This is a genomic window from Sphingobacterium sp. MAE, assembly GCF_056711605.1.
The window spans coordinates 315,914-334,968 of record NZ_CM160044.1 but is presented as its reverse complement, the minus strand read 5'-3'; the positions used below and the strand labels follow the sequence as shown (position 1 = coordinate 334,968).

Genomic DNA, 19,055 nt, shown 5'->3' with positions numbered 1-19,055 from the left:
ATTATATGAAGCTCATACCTATTTATTTTCGCACGCCCGCGTGACGATGTTTGACATCGTCACGTATAAAAGAAATTAATAATAGTAATTTTCAATTTTGTGTATCTTTGTCACATGCGATTTGATATAATTACCGTACTTCCAAGTTTATTAGAAAGCCCGTTTGCGCATTCTATTTTACAGCGAGCACAGAAAAAAGGTTTGGCTGAAATTGTTGTTCATAATCTTCGTGATTTTGCGACCAATAAGCAAAAAAGTGTTGACGACTATCCATATGGAGGAGGTTCGGGTATGGTGATGCAAATAGAACCTTTTGCTGCATGTATTGAGAAACTTCAGTCTGAGCGAAATTATGATGAAATCATATTTATGTCCCCTGATGGAGAAACTCTCAATCAAGAAATAGCAAATAATCTATCTACGAAGGGCAATATGATGATTCTTTGTGGACATTATAAAGGGATTGATCAGCGTATTCGAGATATTTATGTTACAAAAGAGATTTCTGTCGGTGATTATGTGTTATCTGGAGGAGAATTACCAGCTGCCATTTTAACAGATGCTATCATCAGATTAATACCTGGAGTTTTGTCTGACGAAACATCAGCTTTATCGGATTCCTTTCAAGACGGATTATTAGATGCACCCATTTATACGCGTCCAGCAGATTGGAAAGGCCATAAAGTTCCTGATGTTTTACTCAGCGGACATGAAGCTAAAATTTCAGCTTGGCGAGACGAACAACAACTTATTCGTACCCGAGAAAGACGACCTGATTTATTAAATGACTAATAAATTTCACTTTTTATTGATTATTTATCATAAAAAGTTTGCGTAATCATTTTTTTTTATAAATTTGTGATACAATGACGACAGTTAGAACATATACAAATTGGTGGTGGCCTGAAGCAATAAGCATCGGGGACTAATTGGTATTGTCAAAATATTTCATAATCAACCAAAACCATTTATGGAAGTTCAAACCCGATGCTACTCAGTATCGGGTTTTTTTTATGTTTAAAATTAAAGAATAAAATGAAATACACGTTTAAAACAAATCTTAAAAAATTGCTTGCTGATACGACAACACCAGTTAGCATCTATCTCAGATTACGTGATGTCTTTCCAAATAGCATATTACTTGAAAGCTCTGACTATCATAGCAGAGACAACAATATCAGTTACATCTGTTGCCAATCGATTGCACATATCAAGTTAGATAGTCAGCAATTAGAAATTGCGTATCCAAATGAAATGCTCATTATTAAGAGCAAGGAAGAAATCAATTTAAAAGAAGAGGTTGCTATTTTTAGAAAAGCTTTTGAAGCAACACACTCTACAGAACGTAATATCATATCAAATGGATTATTTGGATATTTCACATTTGATACCATAGAGCATTTCGAAGATATCAAGCTGACAACGACTCCAAGTCCAAATCTAGATATCCCGCATTTACAGTACCATGTGTACAAATACGTAATCGCGATCGACCATTTTCGCAACGAACTGTTTGTATATGAACATTTATTAGATGATGAAGCATCAGAACTGGACAAACTTCAATATTTAATTCAAAATAAAAACTTTCCAGAGTATACCTTTCGCAGAACTGGAGAAGAGACTTCAAACAGATCCGATCAAGAACATCGCGAATTGGTGAAAAAGGTGAAAGAACATATCCAACGAGGCGACGTTTTCCAGATTGTTCCATCACGTGCTTTTTCAACACCTTTTCTAGGTGATGAATTTAATGTATATCGTGCGTTGCGATCTATTAATCCATCTCCCTATTTATTTTATTTTGATTACGGTAATTTCAAATTATTTGGTTCTTCACCCGAAGCGCAGTTGACTATCAAAAATGGTGAAGCTACTATATATCCAATTGCTGGAACTTTCAAACGTACCGGCAATATGGAAGAAGATATTAAAATCGCCGAACAGCTTAAAAACGATCCAAAAGAATCAGCTGAACATGTGATGCTTGTCGATTTAGCAAGAAATGATTTAAGCAGACACTGTAGCCATGTCGAAGTAAAATCATATAAAGAAGCACAGTACTATTCGCATGTCATTCATTTAGTATCCAAAGTATCGGGCAAATTAAAGCCCGGAGTCAATCCCTTTGACGTTGTTGGCGATACTTACCCAGCGGGCACACTAAGCGGCGCCCCAAAGCACATGGCCCTTACACTGATAGACAGATATGAAGGTCAACAACGTTCGTTTTACAGCGGTGCGATTGGCTATATGGGTTTCAATGGTGACTTTAATCATGCCATTATGATCCGTTCATTCTTAAGCAAACAAAATCTACTGAACTACCAAGCGGGCGGTGGTATTGTACTCGACTCAGACCCTGAGATGGAATTACAAGAAGTAAACAATAAAATAGCAGCTTTGAGAAAAGCTTTAGAATTAGCAGAGACGTTATGATTAGACCGTTAGCATATTGTGATAACTTATCACACATACGTAGTTCAATTGATTGTATCGACTACAGAATTATAGAGCTTCTTGCACAGCGCGCTGAATATGTTCAACAAGCCGCTCACTACAAATCGTCACTAGAGGAAGTAAAGGCTGAGCAAAGAGTCATCAACATGCTCGAACAAAGAAACGAATGGGCATACTCCTTTAATATTGAAGGAAAACTAGTTGAAAGTATATTTCAATCTATTATCAATCATTTCATTAATAAAGAAACAGAAATTTTCCATGAGCAATCATAAAATATTAGTAATCGATAATTACGATTCTTTCACGTACAATTTGATACACCTATTACAAGAGTGCGATCAAGAGTATACCGTATGGAGAAATGATAAATTCAAATTAGAAGATGTAGCTGCTTTCGATAAAATTTTATTATCTCCAGGTCCCGGTATTCCTGAAGAAGCGGGCTTATTATTAGATGTCATTCGCGCATATGCTGATACCAAGAGTATTTTGGGTATTTGTTTGGGACAACAAGCAATTGCAGAGGTTTTTGGAGGCAAATTGTATAACATGCCTCGACCACTTCACGGTGTTGCGACAGATTTAATTATCACCGATCCCGCTGAATCATTATTTGAAAATTATAGCAATCACAGCAAAATTGCCAGGTATCACTCTTGGGCAGTCGAAGCTTCCTCCCTACCCGCATCTTTAAAAATAACAGCAACTGATGAAGATGGTGTTATTATGGCACTATCTCACACAACGCTGGACGTAAAGGGGTTACAATTTCATCCCGAATCTGTCTTAACAGAAAATGGGAAACAATTAATTGAAAACTGGTTAAAAAAATAGAAATGACAATTTTAGATAAAATAGTTGAAAGAAAGAGAATTGAAGTCGCTGAATCAAAATCCAAGGTATCAATTGAAGAATTAAGTCAATATCCACTCTTTGATAGAACTTGCTATTCACTAAAAGAATCTGTTCTTGATCCACAGCGTACTGGTATTATTTCAGAATATAAAAGAGCGTCTCCTTCCAAAGGCATAATTAATGACACCAACAGTGTTGCCGAGGTCGTCCAAGGGTATCAAGAAGCTGGAGCATCAGCTATTTCTGTGCTGACAGATGCCGATTTTTTTCAAGGAAGTTTAGACGATTTAAAAGTAGCCAGAGAAGTATTGACCATTCCATTACTGCGTAAAGAATTTATTATTGATAAATATCAAATTACCGAAGCCAAAGCTTATGGGGCTGATATTATATTATTAATAGCCGCATGTTTGAAAGTAGAAGAGATACAAGAACTATCAAGCTATGCAAAATCTTTAGGTCTAAATGTACTTTTAGAAGTTCATAACGAACAAGAATTAAAAGACAATTTATTTGATACAATTGATGCCATAGGTGTTAACAACCGAAATCTAAAAGATTTTTCAGTATCACTTACACATTCTTACGATTTAGTCAACAAAATTCCTGATCATTATATAAAAGTATCTGAAAGCGGGATCTCAGATCCGAGCACAATTCGTGAATTAAAAAATATTGGTTATCAGTCTTTTCTTATTGGTGAAAACTTTATGAAAAGTACCGATCCGGGCAAGGCATTAGCTAAATTTGTACAAGGAATATCAAAATAATTTAAAACGAATCTAAATAAGAGTATATTTGCTATCTTAAATCACAGATTAAGTAGCAGCTTCTTATTTTGGAAACAAATATTTTTATCATAAATAAAGAAAACTTTGAGCAAATATACCTGCAGTACTGGGAGGGTATGTTTGCTTTTTGTTTGAAAAACATTCAAGATGAAGAAGTCGCAAAAGAAATTGTGCAGGAAGTATTTAAGTCTTTATGGGAACGTCGCGATAGCCTTAGACTGAAAGAAGTAGAGCGTTACTTGATACGCGCCGTAAAACTAAAAACATTTGAATACATTCGTAACAAAGTTACTCGTCAGCAACATTTAGAAAATTTCACTAATAATAAACAAAACTATTATGTGGAATATCCATTGATTGCCGAGGAACTGTCACAAAAAATATCAAAATTGGTCAATGAACTGCCTACTCAATGCAAAAAGGTTTTTCAGATGAGCAGAGATCAAGGCCTTACGAATAAAGAAATTGCCACGAAACTGTATATTTCAGAAAGAGCTGTAGAATATCATATTTCCAAGGCTTTAAAAACGTTAAAAATGGAATTAACGGATTATATTAATTAAATGATAAAGAATTCCTGTATTTTTGTCATAAGTAAATATTGCGATGCAAGTTGATCATAAGTTGATAGAAAAATATCATTTGAACCAATGCACTCCAGAAGAACGAAATCTTGTGGAAGAATGGCTTATAGATGATACTTTAGACTTTCCCTCGCTTTCCATTTCTCAAGCAGACAAGTCCCATATCCAGTCAGAAATTTGGGAAAACATCAGTCCGCATCTCACGGAATCTCCCGTAATAAAAAATGAAAACCTGATTAAAAAACGGTTTCGTTATATCGCTATCGCTGCTTCTCTACTTATTATATTTGGTTTCTATATATCTAAAAATAATATAGATAAGGAGATCAGTTATGCCATATTTGACAATAGCACCGGTCCAAATTCAAAATATTTTGATAAGAATAGCTATGAACTTATATTAGGAAAGCATGCTACAGCCAAGATTAATATCGAAACAGGAGAATTTTTCTCATTAGGTACCATGGTGATCATACCTAAGAAAGATTTTGAGTTTAATTTTACAGGTACTAGGGAGAAAAAAGAGCTGAAAAATGGGGAAACTTATTTTATCCTTAATTCTAAAAATACAGGCAAGCAAATTATTCTTTCCCAATCTGAGCTTACTTTCTTAGCGCCTACGATACAAAACCAACTTAGGTTACAGTTTAACATTATATAGTCGCCCATATTAATATCTTCTTTCATGCAATTAAAACCTATTTCTAAATTTCTACTTCTTTTATTAATAGTTGTTTTTATTGGCTGTTCTAGTCGGGATCAAATTAGTCCTCCCCACGACAAATACAGTCTCTATATCATGAATAAGAATTTAGGCAATACAATTGTCACAGTCAATTCTCTTGATTCAGGAATAGTTGATATTCTTAAACAAGGTATCAATTTACCTACGCAATATTTCGATCGCAGCATTATCATTCATGACGGTTATTTCTATCACATAAAAAATGCAAAATTTCGCAAATTTGAAATTAAAGAAAATGCATTATCAGAAATAGCTGCCATCGCAATGCCAGATGAATATATAGAAAATATGAATTGGCAAGGAAAAGACACATTATTGATTTTTACAGTTGATAATAAAACCTACAGCAAACTGCATTATTATAAAATAGATGTTAAGAAGTTTGAAGTTCTACAAAAAGAACAAATAGCGTTACCCCCGGCCCCATCCAATTTTTCAACGGTATCAATTGGATTCAGCACCTTGCATAACAAAAATTTGATCCTCGGATATACCTATAATAAAGTCATCAATGAAACAGACTTTACAACAATTGACACGATGTATTTTGCGACACTAGATCCACAGACATTACAAATAAAGTCCATAAATAAAGATAGTAGATCTACTTATCCAGGCGGCATCAATACCGTACAATCCTATAGCTTCCATGATGAACAAGGCAATTTTTACTTTATGAGCTGTCCTGGAATTGCCCTAGGAAACAATCTGACTAAACCGACAGCAATCTTTAGATTTGAAAAAAACAGTTCCATGATCGATCCTGACTATTGCATCAATTTAACTGCAGCCACAAAAAATCATGCCTATGGCATGTGGTATCTAGGAAATAATGAAGCAATCATCCGCAGTGAAAGAAAAGATCGCTATACTGATTTTAGTGATCATCATTCCACTTATCAATTTGAATATTATCGAGTAGATCTTTTGAAAAATAAGGTCACGAAGTTAGATCTCCCTTTTGATAAAGGCACCCGTAAGGAATCTGTGCTTGTCGAGAATGGCAAAGCTTATATAACCATTGATGACAAAGATGATAATCATCAAATCTGGATATATGATATCAAGACAAAAAAAATCAATAAAGGATTAAAACTGAACCATGAAACCAATTTCATGGTTCGTGTCGATAAATTGAATTAATTTTTATTGACAAAAACAGATCGTTGTAAATTGGTATGCATTTCTATGGTTGACTCTTATTAAATTTAGATTCAGCTGTCAGATGTAGTAAAGTCATTAGATTAAGATTAACCTACTTCTCCGATTTATAGTATATAGCTTCAGAAAAATATCAAGCTATGATTACTACATGACCTAAAATCACAGTAAATAAACTGAACTCCTTCACAGATCTCTCTATCTTCAGAGCGTACTGCTTTTAATTACATCCCTCTAATAAACCATCACTATAACTTATAATATTAGCAATTGATAGTTCCTTAATTCTCTTAGTTACTCCAATATTTATAAAATATGGATTAATTATAGTGCTATCATTTAGGCGACTAACTTTTTTATCCATATTTCTCATACGTTGACCTTCGGTAAATGTAGAGTTACGCAACATCCTTATGTATAATTAATCTAAATAAAGGAATGTTAAAATTAAAAATTATATGGTTAAATCTATTTTTAATCATATCGCTTACTTGTTACGCACAGCAGAAAGGGGAACTTAAGGGAAAGGTAAGCACGAATTCAAATGAACCGATAGAAGGAGCAACTATTACCCTGATAGGAACAAGCCAAGTTACACAAGCAGATAAGAATGGATTATTTTCAATCAAAAATCTTGCTTTTGGCAATCATACGATACGTATTTCAGCTGTTGGGCATCAAGCCAAAGAAAAAGCATTCCACATGAGCCAATTAACAACAGAATTGTCCACGATCCACTTGACCACACAACATACCACAATGGATGAGGTAGAGATTGTTGCACGGTCAGAAGCCCAGGAAGTACAACAACAACCCTTTAATGTTACAGCTATAGATGCCAAGAAATTGTACAATACGACTATGGATATTGGGCAAGCTCTTAATCGAGTTTCTGGCGTGAGATTACGCGAGTCTGGTGGTGTCGGATCAAACATGTCTTTTAGCTTAAATGGATTTTCCGGAAATCAGATTAAGTTATTTTTAGATGGTATACCGATGGATAATTTTGGATCATCTTTCCAATTAAACAATATTCCTATCAATTTTGCTGAACGTGTAGAAGTATACCGAGGAGTCGTCCCCGTATGGTTAGGAGGTGATGCTCTGGGTGGAGCAGTTAATATCGTGACAAAAAACCAACCAGGCAAATATATCGATGCTTCCTATTCATTTGGATCATTCAATACCCATAAATCTTCTGTCAATACCGGTTACGTAGCTGACAACGGATTTACAATGACATTATCTGCATTCCAAAACTATTCGGATAATAATTACTGGGTAAATGTAAGGTCATATAACTTCGATACGGAGAAATATTTTCCTACCGAAAGAAGAAAACGTTTTCACGATACTTACAGAAATGAAACCTTGATCTATAATATAGGAGTTTCAAATAAAAAATATGCAGACCAACTTCTGTTTGGAATTACACTCGGTCAAAATAAAAAAGAAATCCAGACCGGCAATACCATGGAAGATGTATACGGTGGTAGAGAAAGTCTGGGGAATATCGTTCAACCTACATGGAAGTATATCAAGAAAAATTTATGGACAAAAGGTCTTGATGTTACTCTAAATGCACGTTACAATTTCGGTCAGGAACGAAGCTTAGACACTGTGCCAAGAAGATTCACTTGGACAGGAGAAAGCAGACCAAAAAACCCAAAAGACCCAAATGCTCCTGGAGGAGAAAATGACTTAACTGATTACCGCTACAAAAACAACAATGGTAATCTTACAGCCAATATCTCTTATGCCCTCAACGAAAATAATAGTATTATGATCAATCATTTATTAACAACATTTGACCGAAAAGGTAAAGATCATTATTATCCAGATTTAGAAATTAACAAACTTCCTCGCAAGACAACAAAAAATATTACTGGAATCGGATATAGAACCTCGTTAAAGGATCATTGGGACGCCAATCTTTTTATTAAAAACTATAACCAAAACGGAAAATACTTCAATGAAACTGGTGTCGATGTATACGAAGATATAGCTATATCAATAAATAAATTCGGATATGGCTTAGCAACCTCCTATTTTATTAATCCAAATATACAATTAAAAGCTTCTTATGAAAAAGCGTATAGACTTCCAGACAACACCGAATTATTTGGTGATGCCATAAATATAAGTGGCAACCCGACCTTAAGACCCGAGAGCACTGACAATATTAACTTCGGATTGTCTTATGTTCTGAAATGGAAGGAAAGCAATCAACTCATCATCGATGCCAATTACATTTACCGAAATGCTCAAGATTTTATACGCCAATACGTAGGACCACTGACCAGTAATAACAAAAGAGAGCTCAAGAGTGCTAACCTAAGAAGTGTAAAGAATAATAGTATAGATATCAATTTAAAATATTATTTCAAAAATCAGCTTTCTATTGGGGGTAATATAACTTACCAAAACTTGATCAATACAACTAAAGTTGAGCCTGCGCAAATTATACAAAGCAGCATCTATAAAGATCGAATGCCGAATATGCCTTTTCTATATGGCAATGCGGACGCTTCGTACTATTTTCACCATTTAGGCAAACAAAATAATACGCTGACAATAGGATACAATCTACAATATATACAAGAGTTCTTTTTAGATTGGTCAAGTTTAGCGACCCCATCTGAACGATATAGAATCCCAACCCAAGTATCCCATGATGTCAATATCATTTATTCTTTAGCTTCTGGAAAATATAATATTGCTTTAGAATGTAATAACCTCACGGATGCAACGCGTTTTGACAATTTCGAAATGCAAAAACCAAGTAGATCTTTCAATATTAAGTTCAGATACTTTATACGTACAAAATAACAATCACAATTCAATAACAAATACAATGAAAAATTTAAACATTTTAAAAATGCTAACACTGGCATGTGGTGTTTTAGCCATTACTGCATGTTCAAAAGATAATCCTTCAGATGGAGAAGGTGATACTGGAAATTCTGGAAAAAGAGAAAAATTTGTTTTTATAGTGAATGGACAAGGTGCTGGCGAAGGTGGAGCTACAGGCAATTATATCTTAGCAACAGACAATGTAAATGAGGGTTCTATCAGTATAGTAGGCAATGGTATGCCCGCTACAGAATTGTCCTTTATCAACCAAAACAACCATATCTTCGGATTAACATATGGCGGTCAAGGTCCAATAACACCTTATAATATTGATAATAAAGGTGATTTACAAAGACTTAAAAATGAGCAAGTAAATGCAGAAACTGCGGGTATCTATGGTCATTATGGTGACAAAAATATTATTTTAGGTACAACCAATAGAAGTATAGTTAATCCTGTTGCAACACTAAGAAATTACGATGCACAAAACTTCTCTATAGCAAATAAAAACACCGTAGACTTATCTAAAGTACTAGGAGGCACCAGAATGGCCATCTGGACTGGCGTATTTCAAGTTGGAAGTAAAATATATATCCCTTTTCAATCGGCTGATGGTTCAGGCAATTGGGGTGGAAAATTTACGACTACCGACACAACCTATATCGGGATATTCTCTTATCCAGAGTTGAAATTTGAAAAAACCATCAGAGATGGTCGTGGTTCACACATAGGAAACTGGTGGGCCCAGCAAGGTCTTGCTGTTGACGATAAAGGCGATGCATATGTGTGGTTCTCTGCAAATGAAGCATCATTAGCCTCTAAAAACAAATCGGGATTCCTAAGAATCAAGAAAGGAACAGATGAATTTGATAAAGACTATTACTTTGATATCGAATCATTAGGAAATGGAAAAATTGCTAGAGGAAGCTATCTTAAAGATGACAAATTTTTAATGACCATCTATAATAAAGGCCAGCAAGCTGAAGGTGTAGGTGGTGGATTAGTCAAATTATATATTGTAGATATCCAAACAAAAAAGATGACAGAAATCAAAGAAATTCCTGCTCATGAGCAACAAGGCTATAAGGATGTCGTATTTGTTGAAAAAGATGGTAGCAAGGCTTACTATACATGTCAAAACTTAGAAGACAAACAATATTATACTTACACGATTGACATCAAGAATGCAACAGCGAAAAAAGGTTTAAAATTTGTCGGAGTAGCAGGTGTTTCGTCAATGAGTAAAATCAATTATTAAAAAAATCCATTTATTCTGTCAAAGTATCCCTTTGACAGAATAAATTTTATCACTTCATACATATTACTGTAAATCATTATGCTCAGCAAAATTAATGCATGGTTACATCTTTGGTTGGGATTAGCGGCAGGTATACCTGTCGTCATCCTGAGTATTACTGGCTGTGTGCTTGTCTTCGAACATGACATCAAAGAATTAACCACCAACTATATTCGAGTAGAAGCACAAAAGTCCGAGGATCAACTCCCTCCTTCTGCCATATATAAAGCAGTCCAAGCCGCTATTCCAGACAAAGAAATCGCTAGTTCATGGTACTACGGTTTAGACAAATCCGTAAAAGTAAGTTTAGATCACTCTGACAGTTTAGTTTATGTAAACCCTTACACCGCCGAGATACTAGCCGTAGTCAACCACGAAGATTTTTTTCATTTCATGGATGAGGGGCACCGTCACTTATGGATGCCAAACAAGATAGGTCGTCAAGTTGTAGGCTGGAGTACATTTATATTCTTTTCGCTATTAATAACAGGACTTATATTGTGGTGGCCAAAAAAATGGAATAAAAGATCTCGGGAACAAAGTTTCAAAATAAAATGGCGCGCTAAATTTAAACGTGTTAATTATGACCTGCATAATGTTTTAGGTTTTTACGCATTGACAATAGCATTAGTGATGTGCCTTACTGGATTAGTGATGAGTTTTCCTTGGATGCGCAAATCCGTGGTATGGCTTAGTGGAGGATATCCAAACAAACCTAACGTCGAACAAGTGGAAAAAGAAACTCCAGATGACCAACCTTTAAATGATGCATTGCTCGTTGCGGATCAAATCTGGTATAAAGTACGACATGAATACGCTCGTCATAATAAAGAAGCAGTTATCGTACACTACCCTGAGGAAGAAGAAAAAACAGTTTATGCTTGTACGGATATGGCAAACGGAACATGGAGAGATTTAAATTTTGATCGCAATACTTTAGAACTCACCGGTCGAAAACAAGGACCTATCGATGATGCGAACACCACAGAATGGCTCATGCGGTCAAATTATGCCCTACATACAGGATTTATTGGTGGAATGACCACTAAAATCATCTACTTTTTAGCTTCACTCATTTGTGCAACTTTACCCATTACTGGCTTCTATATCTGGTGGGGGAAAAAGAAAAAAACAGTAAAAAAATCCAAAAAAGTTCCATCCATAACCACTTAATCTTGCTGACATGTTTCATCACTGTAGATACTTTATTAGTTTATTTTTAGTTTTCACCTTATTTGCTGCATATGCTCAAAATTCTACTACAATCGTTGGTCGTATCATAGATGAAAATGCAGCACCAATCCCATATGCACAAGTAAGTCTACATCATGCTCCTGATGGACGTGTCTCAAAAATTATAGTAGCAGATAGTATTGGAAATTTTACTTTTCCAAATACATCCAATGGAAATTACTATGTGCATATAAAAAACATGACCCACCAAGATCTCTTAACCCCACATTTTAGATTAAGCGAGCACATCAGCAAACACGATCTTGGAAAAATAATGCTTCAACAAAACAATGCCTATCTGGACGAAGTTGTTATCCATAAACGCAAACAATTTATTGAACAGCACCAAGATAAAACAGTATTTAATATCGAAAACTCAGCACTGGCAGACGGAAATAGTGGTCTAGAATTACTCACCAAGATTCCAGGAATCAGCTTGGATGATAAGGGCAGTTTCAGTTTAAAGGGTAAATCAGGAGCCTCTATCATGATCAATGGTAAACTGACCTATCTTTCTGCAGATCAGCTTGCCAATTTATTAAGAAGTACTTCATCAACAGATATTACCAAGATAGAAGTCATGACCAATCCAAACGCCAAACAAGATGCTGCCGGAACCTCAGGCATTATCAATATTGTCCTTAAAAAAGGGGTAAAGCAAGGATGGAATGGGACTGTCTCTGGTAATTTAGGTGCAGGTCGAGGACTACATCTGGGTGGAAGTTTGGACTTGAATTATAGAACCGATAAAGTAAACATCTTTGGAAATTACAATCAATACTTTCAAAATCTAGAGTATTACAATTCATTAACACGCTATTTTTATAAAGATTCACGAAAAGAACCAGAAACTTTTGCTCAACAGGAAAACAAGATACAGCCGAAACTTCGTTCTAATAATTTCAGAGTTGGGATGGACTTTTACTTAACGTCCAAACAGACTCTCGGCTTTCTAGTAAATGGAGGTTTTGGTAAATATCCTAAATATGAACCAACCACCAATCATTTTAGAAACTATACAACAAAAGATCTCATCTGGTCAGCTTCCACTATAACCGAGGGGAAAGAAAGATGGGAAGATATGCTTTATAACATCAATTATAATTGGAAATTTAATGAAAATGGTCACGAACTAAAAGTAGATGTAGATTTTATTGACCATTATTCCAAAATGGATCAAACACTTACTACCCAATATAGTAATGAAAATCAAAATAATATACGCCCCCTATCGTCACGTATCGGTGATATCCCGTCTGACAGTAAAGTATACGTCGCGAAAATCGATTATACCCTTCAATTTAGTGAAAGTTTTAAATTAGAAACGGGTTGGAAAGCAAGCCATATCCGGACAGAGAATGATCTACAGTATGATACTCTTCAAAACGAAAATTATGTTCCCGATCAATCGACAAGCAATCACTTCATCTATAAAGAGACAATACAAGCAGGTTATGTCAATATCTCAAAAACGTGGAATAAATTTTCAACACAAGTAGGATTACGAGCAGAACACACGTCCACCGATGGAGATCAAATCACTTTAAATGAGCAATTCTCTAAAGATTATTTAAAGTTTTTCCCTTCAGCATTTCTATCCTATAGCATCAATAACAATCACAAGCTGCAATTAAGTTACAGCTATCGTGTTGAACGACCTTCATTTTGGAGCCTAAATCCATTCCGTGTGTATACTGATCCTTTCTCCTATTCAGAAGGAAATTCAAAACTAGATCCCGCTTACGAGCATGCATATGAAGCGAACTACACTCTAGCCAACAAATACATATTTACGTTAAATTATGCAGACAGATCAAATGTCGTAAATGAGATCATTGGATCAGATCCTACCAATAATCAGATTACCTACGAAAGACCGGAAAATATTGGCTCATTCAAAAATTTCGGAATATCATTTATGGCACCTACCCAATTTTTTACTTGGTGGACAGCAACACATTTTGTCAACTACTATAGAAATGAATACGAGATTCCACAGGAAGATGCCTTGATCAAACGTTCAGGAAATACATTATCATTAAATACACAAAATAATTTTAAACTCCCAAAAAATTGGTCAATAGAGATTGGTGGAAACTATAATTCCGGATTGACTATTGGTCTAACTGATATCAAAAGTTATGGGGTTGTTTATTCAGGAATACAAAAGAGTATTTTACAAAAAAAAGCAACCATTAAAGTTGTAGTCAACGATATATTCCATACTAATAATCGTCGCTATGAAACCATTTCAAATGCCGTTAGATTAATAGGAAGATCTAATCCCGATAGCAGAACAGCTATATTATCTTTCAATTATCGATTTGGAGGATCTGAAAATACAACAAAAAAACGATCAACAGGATCTGAAGATATAAAAAATAGATTGTAAAAAGATCTTAAAATAGCACAACAGAAATCTCTAAAGATACACAAAGAGCTATCAAGTTAAAAGTTGATAGCTCTTTGTGTATATCACCTGTTACAATTAGAGCTCATAAAATCATGATATTCCATTCTAATTATCATATGACATTCATATCAACTATAGCATAAATAGAACTATTTCAAATTTACTATCTTTGTAAAAAAATCAAATATGTCTGTTAAGATTGGTGAAAATATAGATTTAGGAGAATTTCCCTTGTTGCTGGCTCCAATGGAAGATGTGAGTGATCCACCATTCCGTTTTGTTTGTAAGCAAAACGGTGTCGATATGATGTATACCGAATTTATTTCTTCCGAAGGATTGATTCGTGATGCTGCAAAATCACGTAAAAAGCTGGACATATTCGAATATGAGAGACCAATAGGCATTCAGATCTTTGGTTCGGAAATCGAACATATGAGACAGTCTTCCGAAATTTGCACCCTAGCAAATCCAGATCTAATCGATATTAATTACGGTTGTCCTGTTAAAAACGTAGCCTGTCGTGGAGCAGGCGCGAGTTTATTACAAGATATCGATCGTATGGTAGCGATGACAAAAGCGGTGGTAGAAGGCACACACTTACCTGTAACTGTAAAAACACGTTTAGGTTGGGATGACAACACAAAGAATGTTTATGAAGTCGCTGAACGTTTACAAGACATCGGTATTAAAGCACTGTCCATTCATGGCCGTACACGAGCCCAAATGTACAAAGGGCAAGCCGATTGGTCAATGATACGCGATATTAAACGTAACCCACGCATCAAAATTCCGATTTTCGGAAATGGTGATGTAGATTCGTTAGAAAAAGCAGTAGCTTGGCGTCAAGAATACGAGGTAGACGGCATTATGATCGGTCGCGCATCTATAGGTTATCCTTGGATTTTTAGAGAAATAAAGCACTTTTTTAAAACAGGTGAACGCCTAGCTGGACCAACGATCGCCGAACGTGTGGAGGTCTGCAGAACACATTTAGTAAAGTCTATTGAATGGAAAGGTCCCAAAACAGGTATTTTTGAAATGCGACGCCATTATTCAAATTACTTCAAAGGGATACCAGATTTTAAAGAATACCGCATGAGATTAGTGAGTCTACAAACTTTCGAAGAGATTCAAGAAGTTTTAGATGAAATTCAACATAAATTTGTAGAAGAAGCGATCTTTTAAAATCGCTTCTTCTAATTTTTGGCCTTCATTATCCTAGCAATTGTTTTTCTCTCAATAAAAGCAGTTCCTATGATGTAAGCCATCAGCATGATATTGCCAATCCAAAAATTACGATCAAAGGCGGTATAATGAATATAAACAATAATTGTACCCACCAGCATATACGCTCCAATTTTTAAAACCTTATACGGTATTGGATAGTTCTTTTGTCCCCAAAAATAAGACAAAAGCACCATTACAAAGTAAGTTATGGATGTAACATAGATTGCACCTATGTAGCTATATTGGGGAATAAGTATATAACAAAGAATGATAGTAATCAAAGCCCCTATACCTGAAATATAAAGCCCATATCTTGTTTGGTCAGAAAGTTTATACCAGACCGACAAATTCATATAAATACCGAGCATAACATAGTTGAATAAAATAACAGGAATAATAAATAGCCCTGACCAATATTCAGCACTTTTGGCAGGAGATCCACCTTCAATAAAATACTTCAGCCATTCTATATTCACAGATAAACCAATCATGACCATCATCATGGCTATCACAAAATATTCCATGATCATTGCATATACCTTTCTAGAATTTTCATTTTTTGCATAGGAAAAGAAAAAAGGTTCGGCACCTAAACGGAAAGCTTGGACAAAAATGCTCAAAAAGACCGCAATTTTTGCGATAGCACCATAAATACCGACATCCCGATCAGCAATATTTTTCGGAAGCAACTCTGGCATCAGCATCTTGTCAAGATTTTCATTGATGATAAATGAAACATTAGCAATCAATATGGGGAAACTATAACGAAACATATCCCCTAGCAATACCTTATCAATTTTAAAATTAAAAGTTTTAATCTCCGGTAGCAACATCACTAAAGTCAGTCCACTAGCGATAAAATTGGATAAGAACACATAGCCGAGCCAAGAATCCACAAACCAAGATGAAAAATAAGGTGCAGTATCAGGAAAATGTTTAAGTAAATAAGGGATAAAAACGATGAATGTTAAGTTTAACAGAACAAAAGTAATGATATTGACTAGTTTCAATACTCCGTACCGCAGTGGTCTACCATTGGCACGCACCTTAGCAAAAGGAACCACAGCTAGGGCATCTACCACAAGCGTTAGACCAACAAAGTAGACGTAGCTCTTATACTCTCCTACAGAGTCTATATTGTCCTTGGCAAACCAAGCAGCAATATCATTAGAAAAGATCAGAATCGTAGATAGAAAAATCAACGAAGTAAAAATCGTCACAATAAAGCTGTTATTAAAAACTTTAGCCTTATCTTTTTCCTCTACTTTTTGTAAATATCTAAAGTACGTCGTCTCCATGCCGAAAGCAAGGAAAGCATTTATCATCGCAGCCCAAGAATACATGTTCGTAAATATTCCATAAGTGGAAGCTTCAAATTTACGAACGAAAATTGGGGTTAAAACAAAATTCAGGAGTCTGGAAACTATGGTACTAAGTCCATAGATCAGGGTTTGTCCAGCAAATTTTTTAAAAACAGACAAGATAATAAGGATTTATTTGGTTGATTTTTTTAACACTTCAAAATTATTAAAGTTCTTCCAACTCCCCTCTTCACAAGTCATTTCTTGTACCTCAGCCCGTTCGGGACCTTCTGCGCAAAAATCTTTCAAGCAATCTAAGGCAAAATCGTCCCCTTCAGCTTCAATATATACAGAGCCATCAGCTAAGTTTCTTACAAAACCCTTTATGCCCAATTGATCCGCAACAGCTTTAGTTGACAATCTAAAATAAACCCCCTGTACCTTTCCTTTAATAGAAATATTTACATGTTTCATATTAACAAAAGTACAGAAGATTTTGAGTAATTTACTATACTAATCGCTGTACAGTAACTTTATCTGTAAGTCTAAAGTGTTCCATATTCTTCAACAGAACAAGTCCTGGTTTTTTACCAACCTCAATAGATCCAAATTCGCGATCGATATTTAAAGCCTGCGCTCCATTAATAGTTGCCCACTGAATAGATTGTTGAAAATCCAGATTATCAAAATGTTTGTGCAACACCTTCAATTCATCTAGAATCGATAAAGTATCATTGGAAGCTAAACTATCTGTACCAATTACTATTTTTTGGTTATCATTTACAAAGTTTAGAACTTTTGGCAATTGATCTTCAATATAAAGATTAGCTTTTGGACATAAACACCATACGATATCACGACCCATCCGATCAACAAAATCTAGATCTTTTAAAGAGGTAAAAGTATTGTGCACGAGAATTAATTTATTCGGATGAGGCAAATACGGTAGATAAGATTGAATCGAATTTCTCGCTTGAGCCTTAAACAAGTCAGGATTTTTGCCAATAGTCTTAAAAAAATCGATAAAACCACCCGTTTTATACCGGAATAACTTATTCTCATCATCACTCTCTTGATTGTGAATACTTATAATATTTACATCAGAAACTGCCTTCTTAAATTTTTTAAGAAGAATTTTTGAACATGAATAAGGTGCGTGCGGCGTCAAAGAAGAGTGAGCAGGATCAAATTCATGAATCAGATCTTTCGCTTCTTGCAGTTTGCCATCTGCTTCTTCAGGCTCTACACCAAAAATTTCGACAAACGTGTGGTAAAGAATTTTACTCGATTCTTTGATTTTAGAAGTGTTATCCGAATTAACGTGATCCCCAACCGCCACAATTCCATTATTATACATCTCTGCGTCAGCCTCGGCCATAGCCTTATCAATAACTTTCAAAGATGCGCTTCTGCTTGTCATTACTGCAGAGAGAAAAGCTGGTAATCCAGTTTTTTGCGGAATCGTACCCTTCATGTGAGACAATTCTAAATGACAATGCGCATTAATAAATCCAGGAACAATTACTCCTTCAAATTTTTCAATGTGCTGGTCCTTCAATTCAGCTGCTTTACTTTCATAAATTGCTAAAATTTCACCTTCATCATTTACTTTTACCACACCATCTTTGATCGGCAAAGATGTAATTGGTAAAATATAGTTAGCGCTAAAATATTTCATTATCATAAAAACTTAAAAAATCACTTCTGCACTACAGGTTAATGCAAAGTAACTGTGGATACTAACGTTAAAATTCGTGCCAAAATATACTAAATATAATTCTGCGATTCAAAATCAAACCATCATAATATAGCATAAAAATTTACACATGATAAAATTTATAAAAACCTTTTAGCTACATTATGCTATAAAAATTTTAAATAAATTTCAAGTTTAATTAAAATTAATTTATTGCTAAATAATAACCGCAAAGAGCTAAATTATTAAATTTTAGCATATTAGTTCAAGGTAATAAATAAGTTTAATTTCAGCCAATTTATTATCAAAAAATTACATTTTTGGATGACTTTTAAAAAATTTGTAGCTATTTGCTGACGTGATGTCAGCGTTTATCGATCAAAATCCAAAATTTACTTATTCAATGGGATTTTGAACGCACAATATGCTAATCCAT

General features: G+C 34.9%; 16 protein-coding genes. 13 read left to right on the top strand and 3 right to left on the bottom strand.

Annotation, left to right across the window (positions count from 1 at the left end; genetic code table 11):
- The first annotated feature begins 114 nt into the window (after window positions 1-114).
- From trmD to dusB, 13 genes are all read left to right on the top strand, one after another.
- Window positions 115-792: a tRNA (guanosine(37)-N1)-methyltransferase TrmD gene (trmD, locus tag AC06G9_RS01400; protein ID WP_480957416.1), complete on the top strand. Its 678-nt coding sequence runs from the start codon at window positions 115-117 to the stop codon at window positions 790-792.
- 243 nt (window positions 793-1,035) lie between these two features.
- Window positions 1,036-2,439 (top strand): anthranilate synthase component I family protein, encoded by a 1,404-nt coding sequence (locus AC06G9_RS01395; RefSeq protein ID WP_094771484.1) that lies wholly within the window; start codon window positions 1,036-1,038, stop codon window positions 2,437-2,439.
- Entirely contained in the window at window positions 2,436-2,735 is a 300-nt protein-coding gene (locus AC06G9_RS01390) for a chorismate mutase (protein WP_045754375.1), read from the top strand. The genes AC06G9_RS01395 and AC06G9_RS01390 overlap by 4 nt, the downstream gene beginning before the upstream one ends.
- Window positions 2,722-3,297, top strand: a complete 576-nt coding sequence (locus AC06G9_RS01385; RefSeq protein ID WP_480957415.1) for an anthranilate synthase component II — start codon at window positions 2,722-2,724, stop codon at window positions 3,295-3,297. The genes AC06G9_RS01390 and AC06G9_RS01385 overlap by 14 nt, the downstream gene beginning before the upstream one ends.
- Before the next feature lie 2 nt (window positions 3,298-3,299).
- On the top strand, window positions 3,300-4,088 hold the full coding sequence (trpC, locus tag AC06G9_RS01380) for an indole-3-glycerol phosphate synthase TrpC (protein WP_480957414.1): 789 nt from the start codon (window positions 3,300-3,302) through the stop codon (window positions 4,086-4,088).
- Between the two features lie 68 nt (window positions 4,089-4,156).
- A complete protein-coding gene (locus AC06G9_RS01375) occupies window positions 4,157-4,672 on the top strand; it encodes an RNA polymerase sigma-70 factor (RefSeq protein ID WP_248754946.1) in 516 nt (171 codons plus the stop codon).
- 43 nt (window positions 4,673-4,715) lie between these two features.
- On the top strand, window positions 4,716-5,354 hold the full coding sequence (locus AC06G9_RS01370; RefSeq protein WP_480957413.1) for a hypothetical protein: 639 nt from the start codon (window positions 4,716-4,718) through the stop codon (window positions 5,352-5,354).
- A gap of 138 nt (window positions 5,355-5,492) precedes the next feature.
- Entirely contained in the window at window positions 5,493-6,581 is a 1,089-nt protein-coding gene (locus tag AC06G9_RS01365; protein ID WP_480957412.1) for a hypothetical protein, read from the top strand.
- A 456-nt stretch (window positions 6,582-7,037) separates the two neighbouring features.
- Window positions 7,038-9,428, top strand: a complete 2,391-nt coding sequence (locus tag AC06G9_RS01360) for a TonB-dependent receptor (RefSeq protein WP_480957411.1) — start codon at window positions 7,038-7,040, stop codon at window positions 9,426-9,428.
- A 25-nt stretch (window positions 9,429-9,453) separates the two neighbouring features.
- Window positions 9,454-10,710 carry a DUF4374 domain-containing protein gene (locus AC06G9_RS01355; RefSeq protein WP_434440085.1) on the top strand — a complete coding sequence of 419 codons (1,257 nt, stop codon included), beginning with the start codon at window positions 9,454-9,456 and terminating at the stop codon, window positions 10,708-10,710.
- Window positions 10,711-10,788: 78 nt separating this feature from the next.
- Window positions 10,789-11,922, top strand: a complete 1,134-nt coding sequence (locus AC06G9_RS01350) for a PepSY-associated TM helix domain-containing protein (RefSeq protein WP_045754366.1) — start codon at window positions 10,789-10,791, stop codon at window positions 11,920-11,922.
- 10 nt (window positions 11,923-11,932) lie between these two features.
- Window positions 11,933-14,374: a TonB-dependent receptor domain-containing protein gene (locus AC06G9_RS01345; RefSeq protein ID WP_480957410.1), complete on the top strand. Its 2,442-nt coding sequence runs from the start codon at window positions 11,933-11,935 to the stop codon at window positions 14,372-14,374.
- A 207-nt stretch (window positions 14,375-14,581) separates the two neighbouring features.
- Window positions 14,582-15,580, top strand: a complete 999-nt coding sequence (dusB, locus tag AC06G9_RS01340; protein ID WP_293928449.1) for a tRNA dihydrouridine synthase DusB — start codon at window positions 14,582-14,584, stop codon at window positions 15,578-15,580.
- Window positions 15,581-15,591: 11 nt separating this feature from the next.
- On the opposite strand, the gene AC06G9_RS01335 is transcribed toward dusB, so the two are convergent.
- The 3 genes from AC06G9_RS01335 to AC06G9_RS01325 are packed head-to-tail and all read right to left on the bottom strand — an operon-like array spanning window position 15,592 to window position 18,601.
- On the bottom strand, window positions 15,592-17,103 hold the full coding sequence (locus AC06G9_RS01335) for an oligosaccharide flippase family protein (RefSeq protein ID WP_480957409.1): 1,512 nt from the start codon (window positions 17,101-17,103) through the stop codon (window positions 15,592-15,594).
- Window positions 17,104-17,115: 12 nt separating this feature from the next.
- Window positions 17,116-17,397 (bottom strand): acylphosphatase, encoded by a 282-nt coding sequence (locus tag AC06G9_RS01330; protein ID WP_045754362.1) that lies wholly within the window; start codon window positions 17,395-17,397, stop codon window positions 17,116-17,118.
- 34 nt (window positions 17,398-17,431) lie between these two features.
- Window positions 17,432-18,601 (bottom strand): amidohydrolase family protein, encoded by a 1,170-nt coding sequence (locus tag AC06G9_RS01325; RefSeq protein WP_248754955.1) that lies wholly within the window; start codon window positions 18,599-18,601, stop codon window positions 17,432-17,434.
- Window positions 18,602-19,055: the final 454 nt, after the last annotated feature.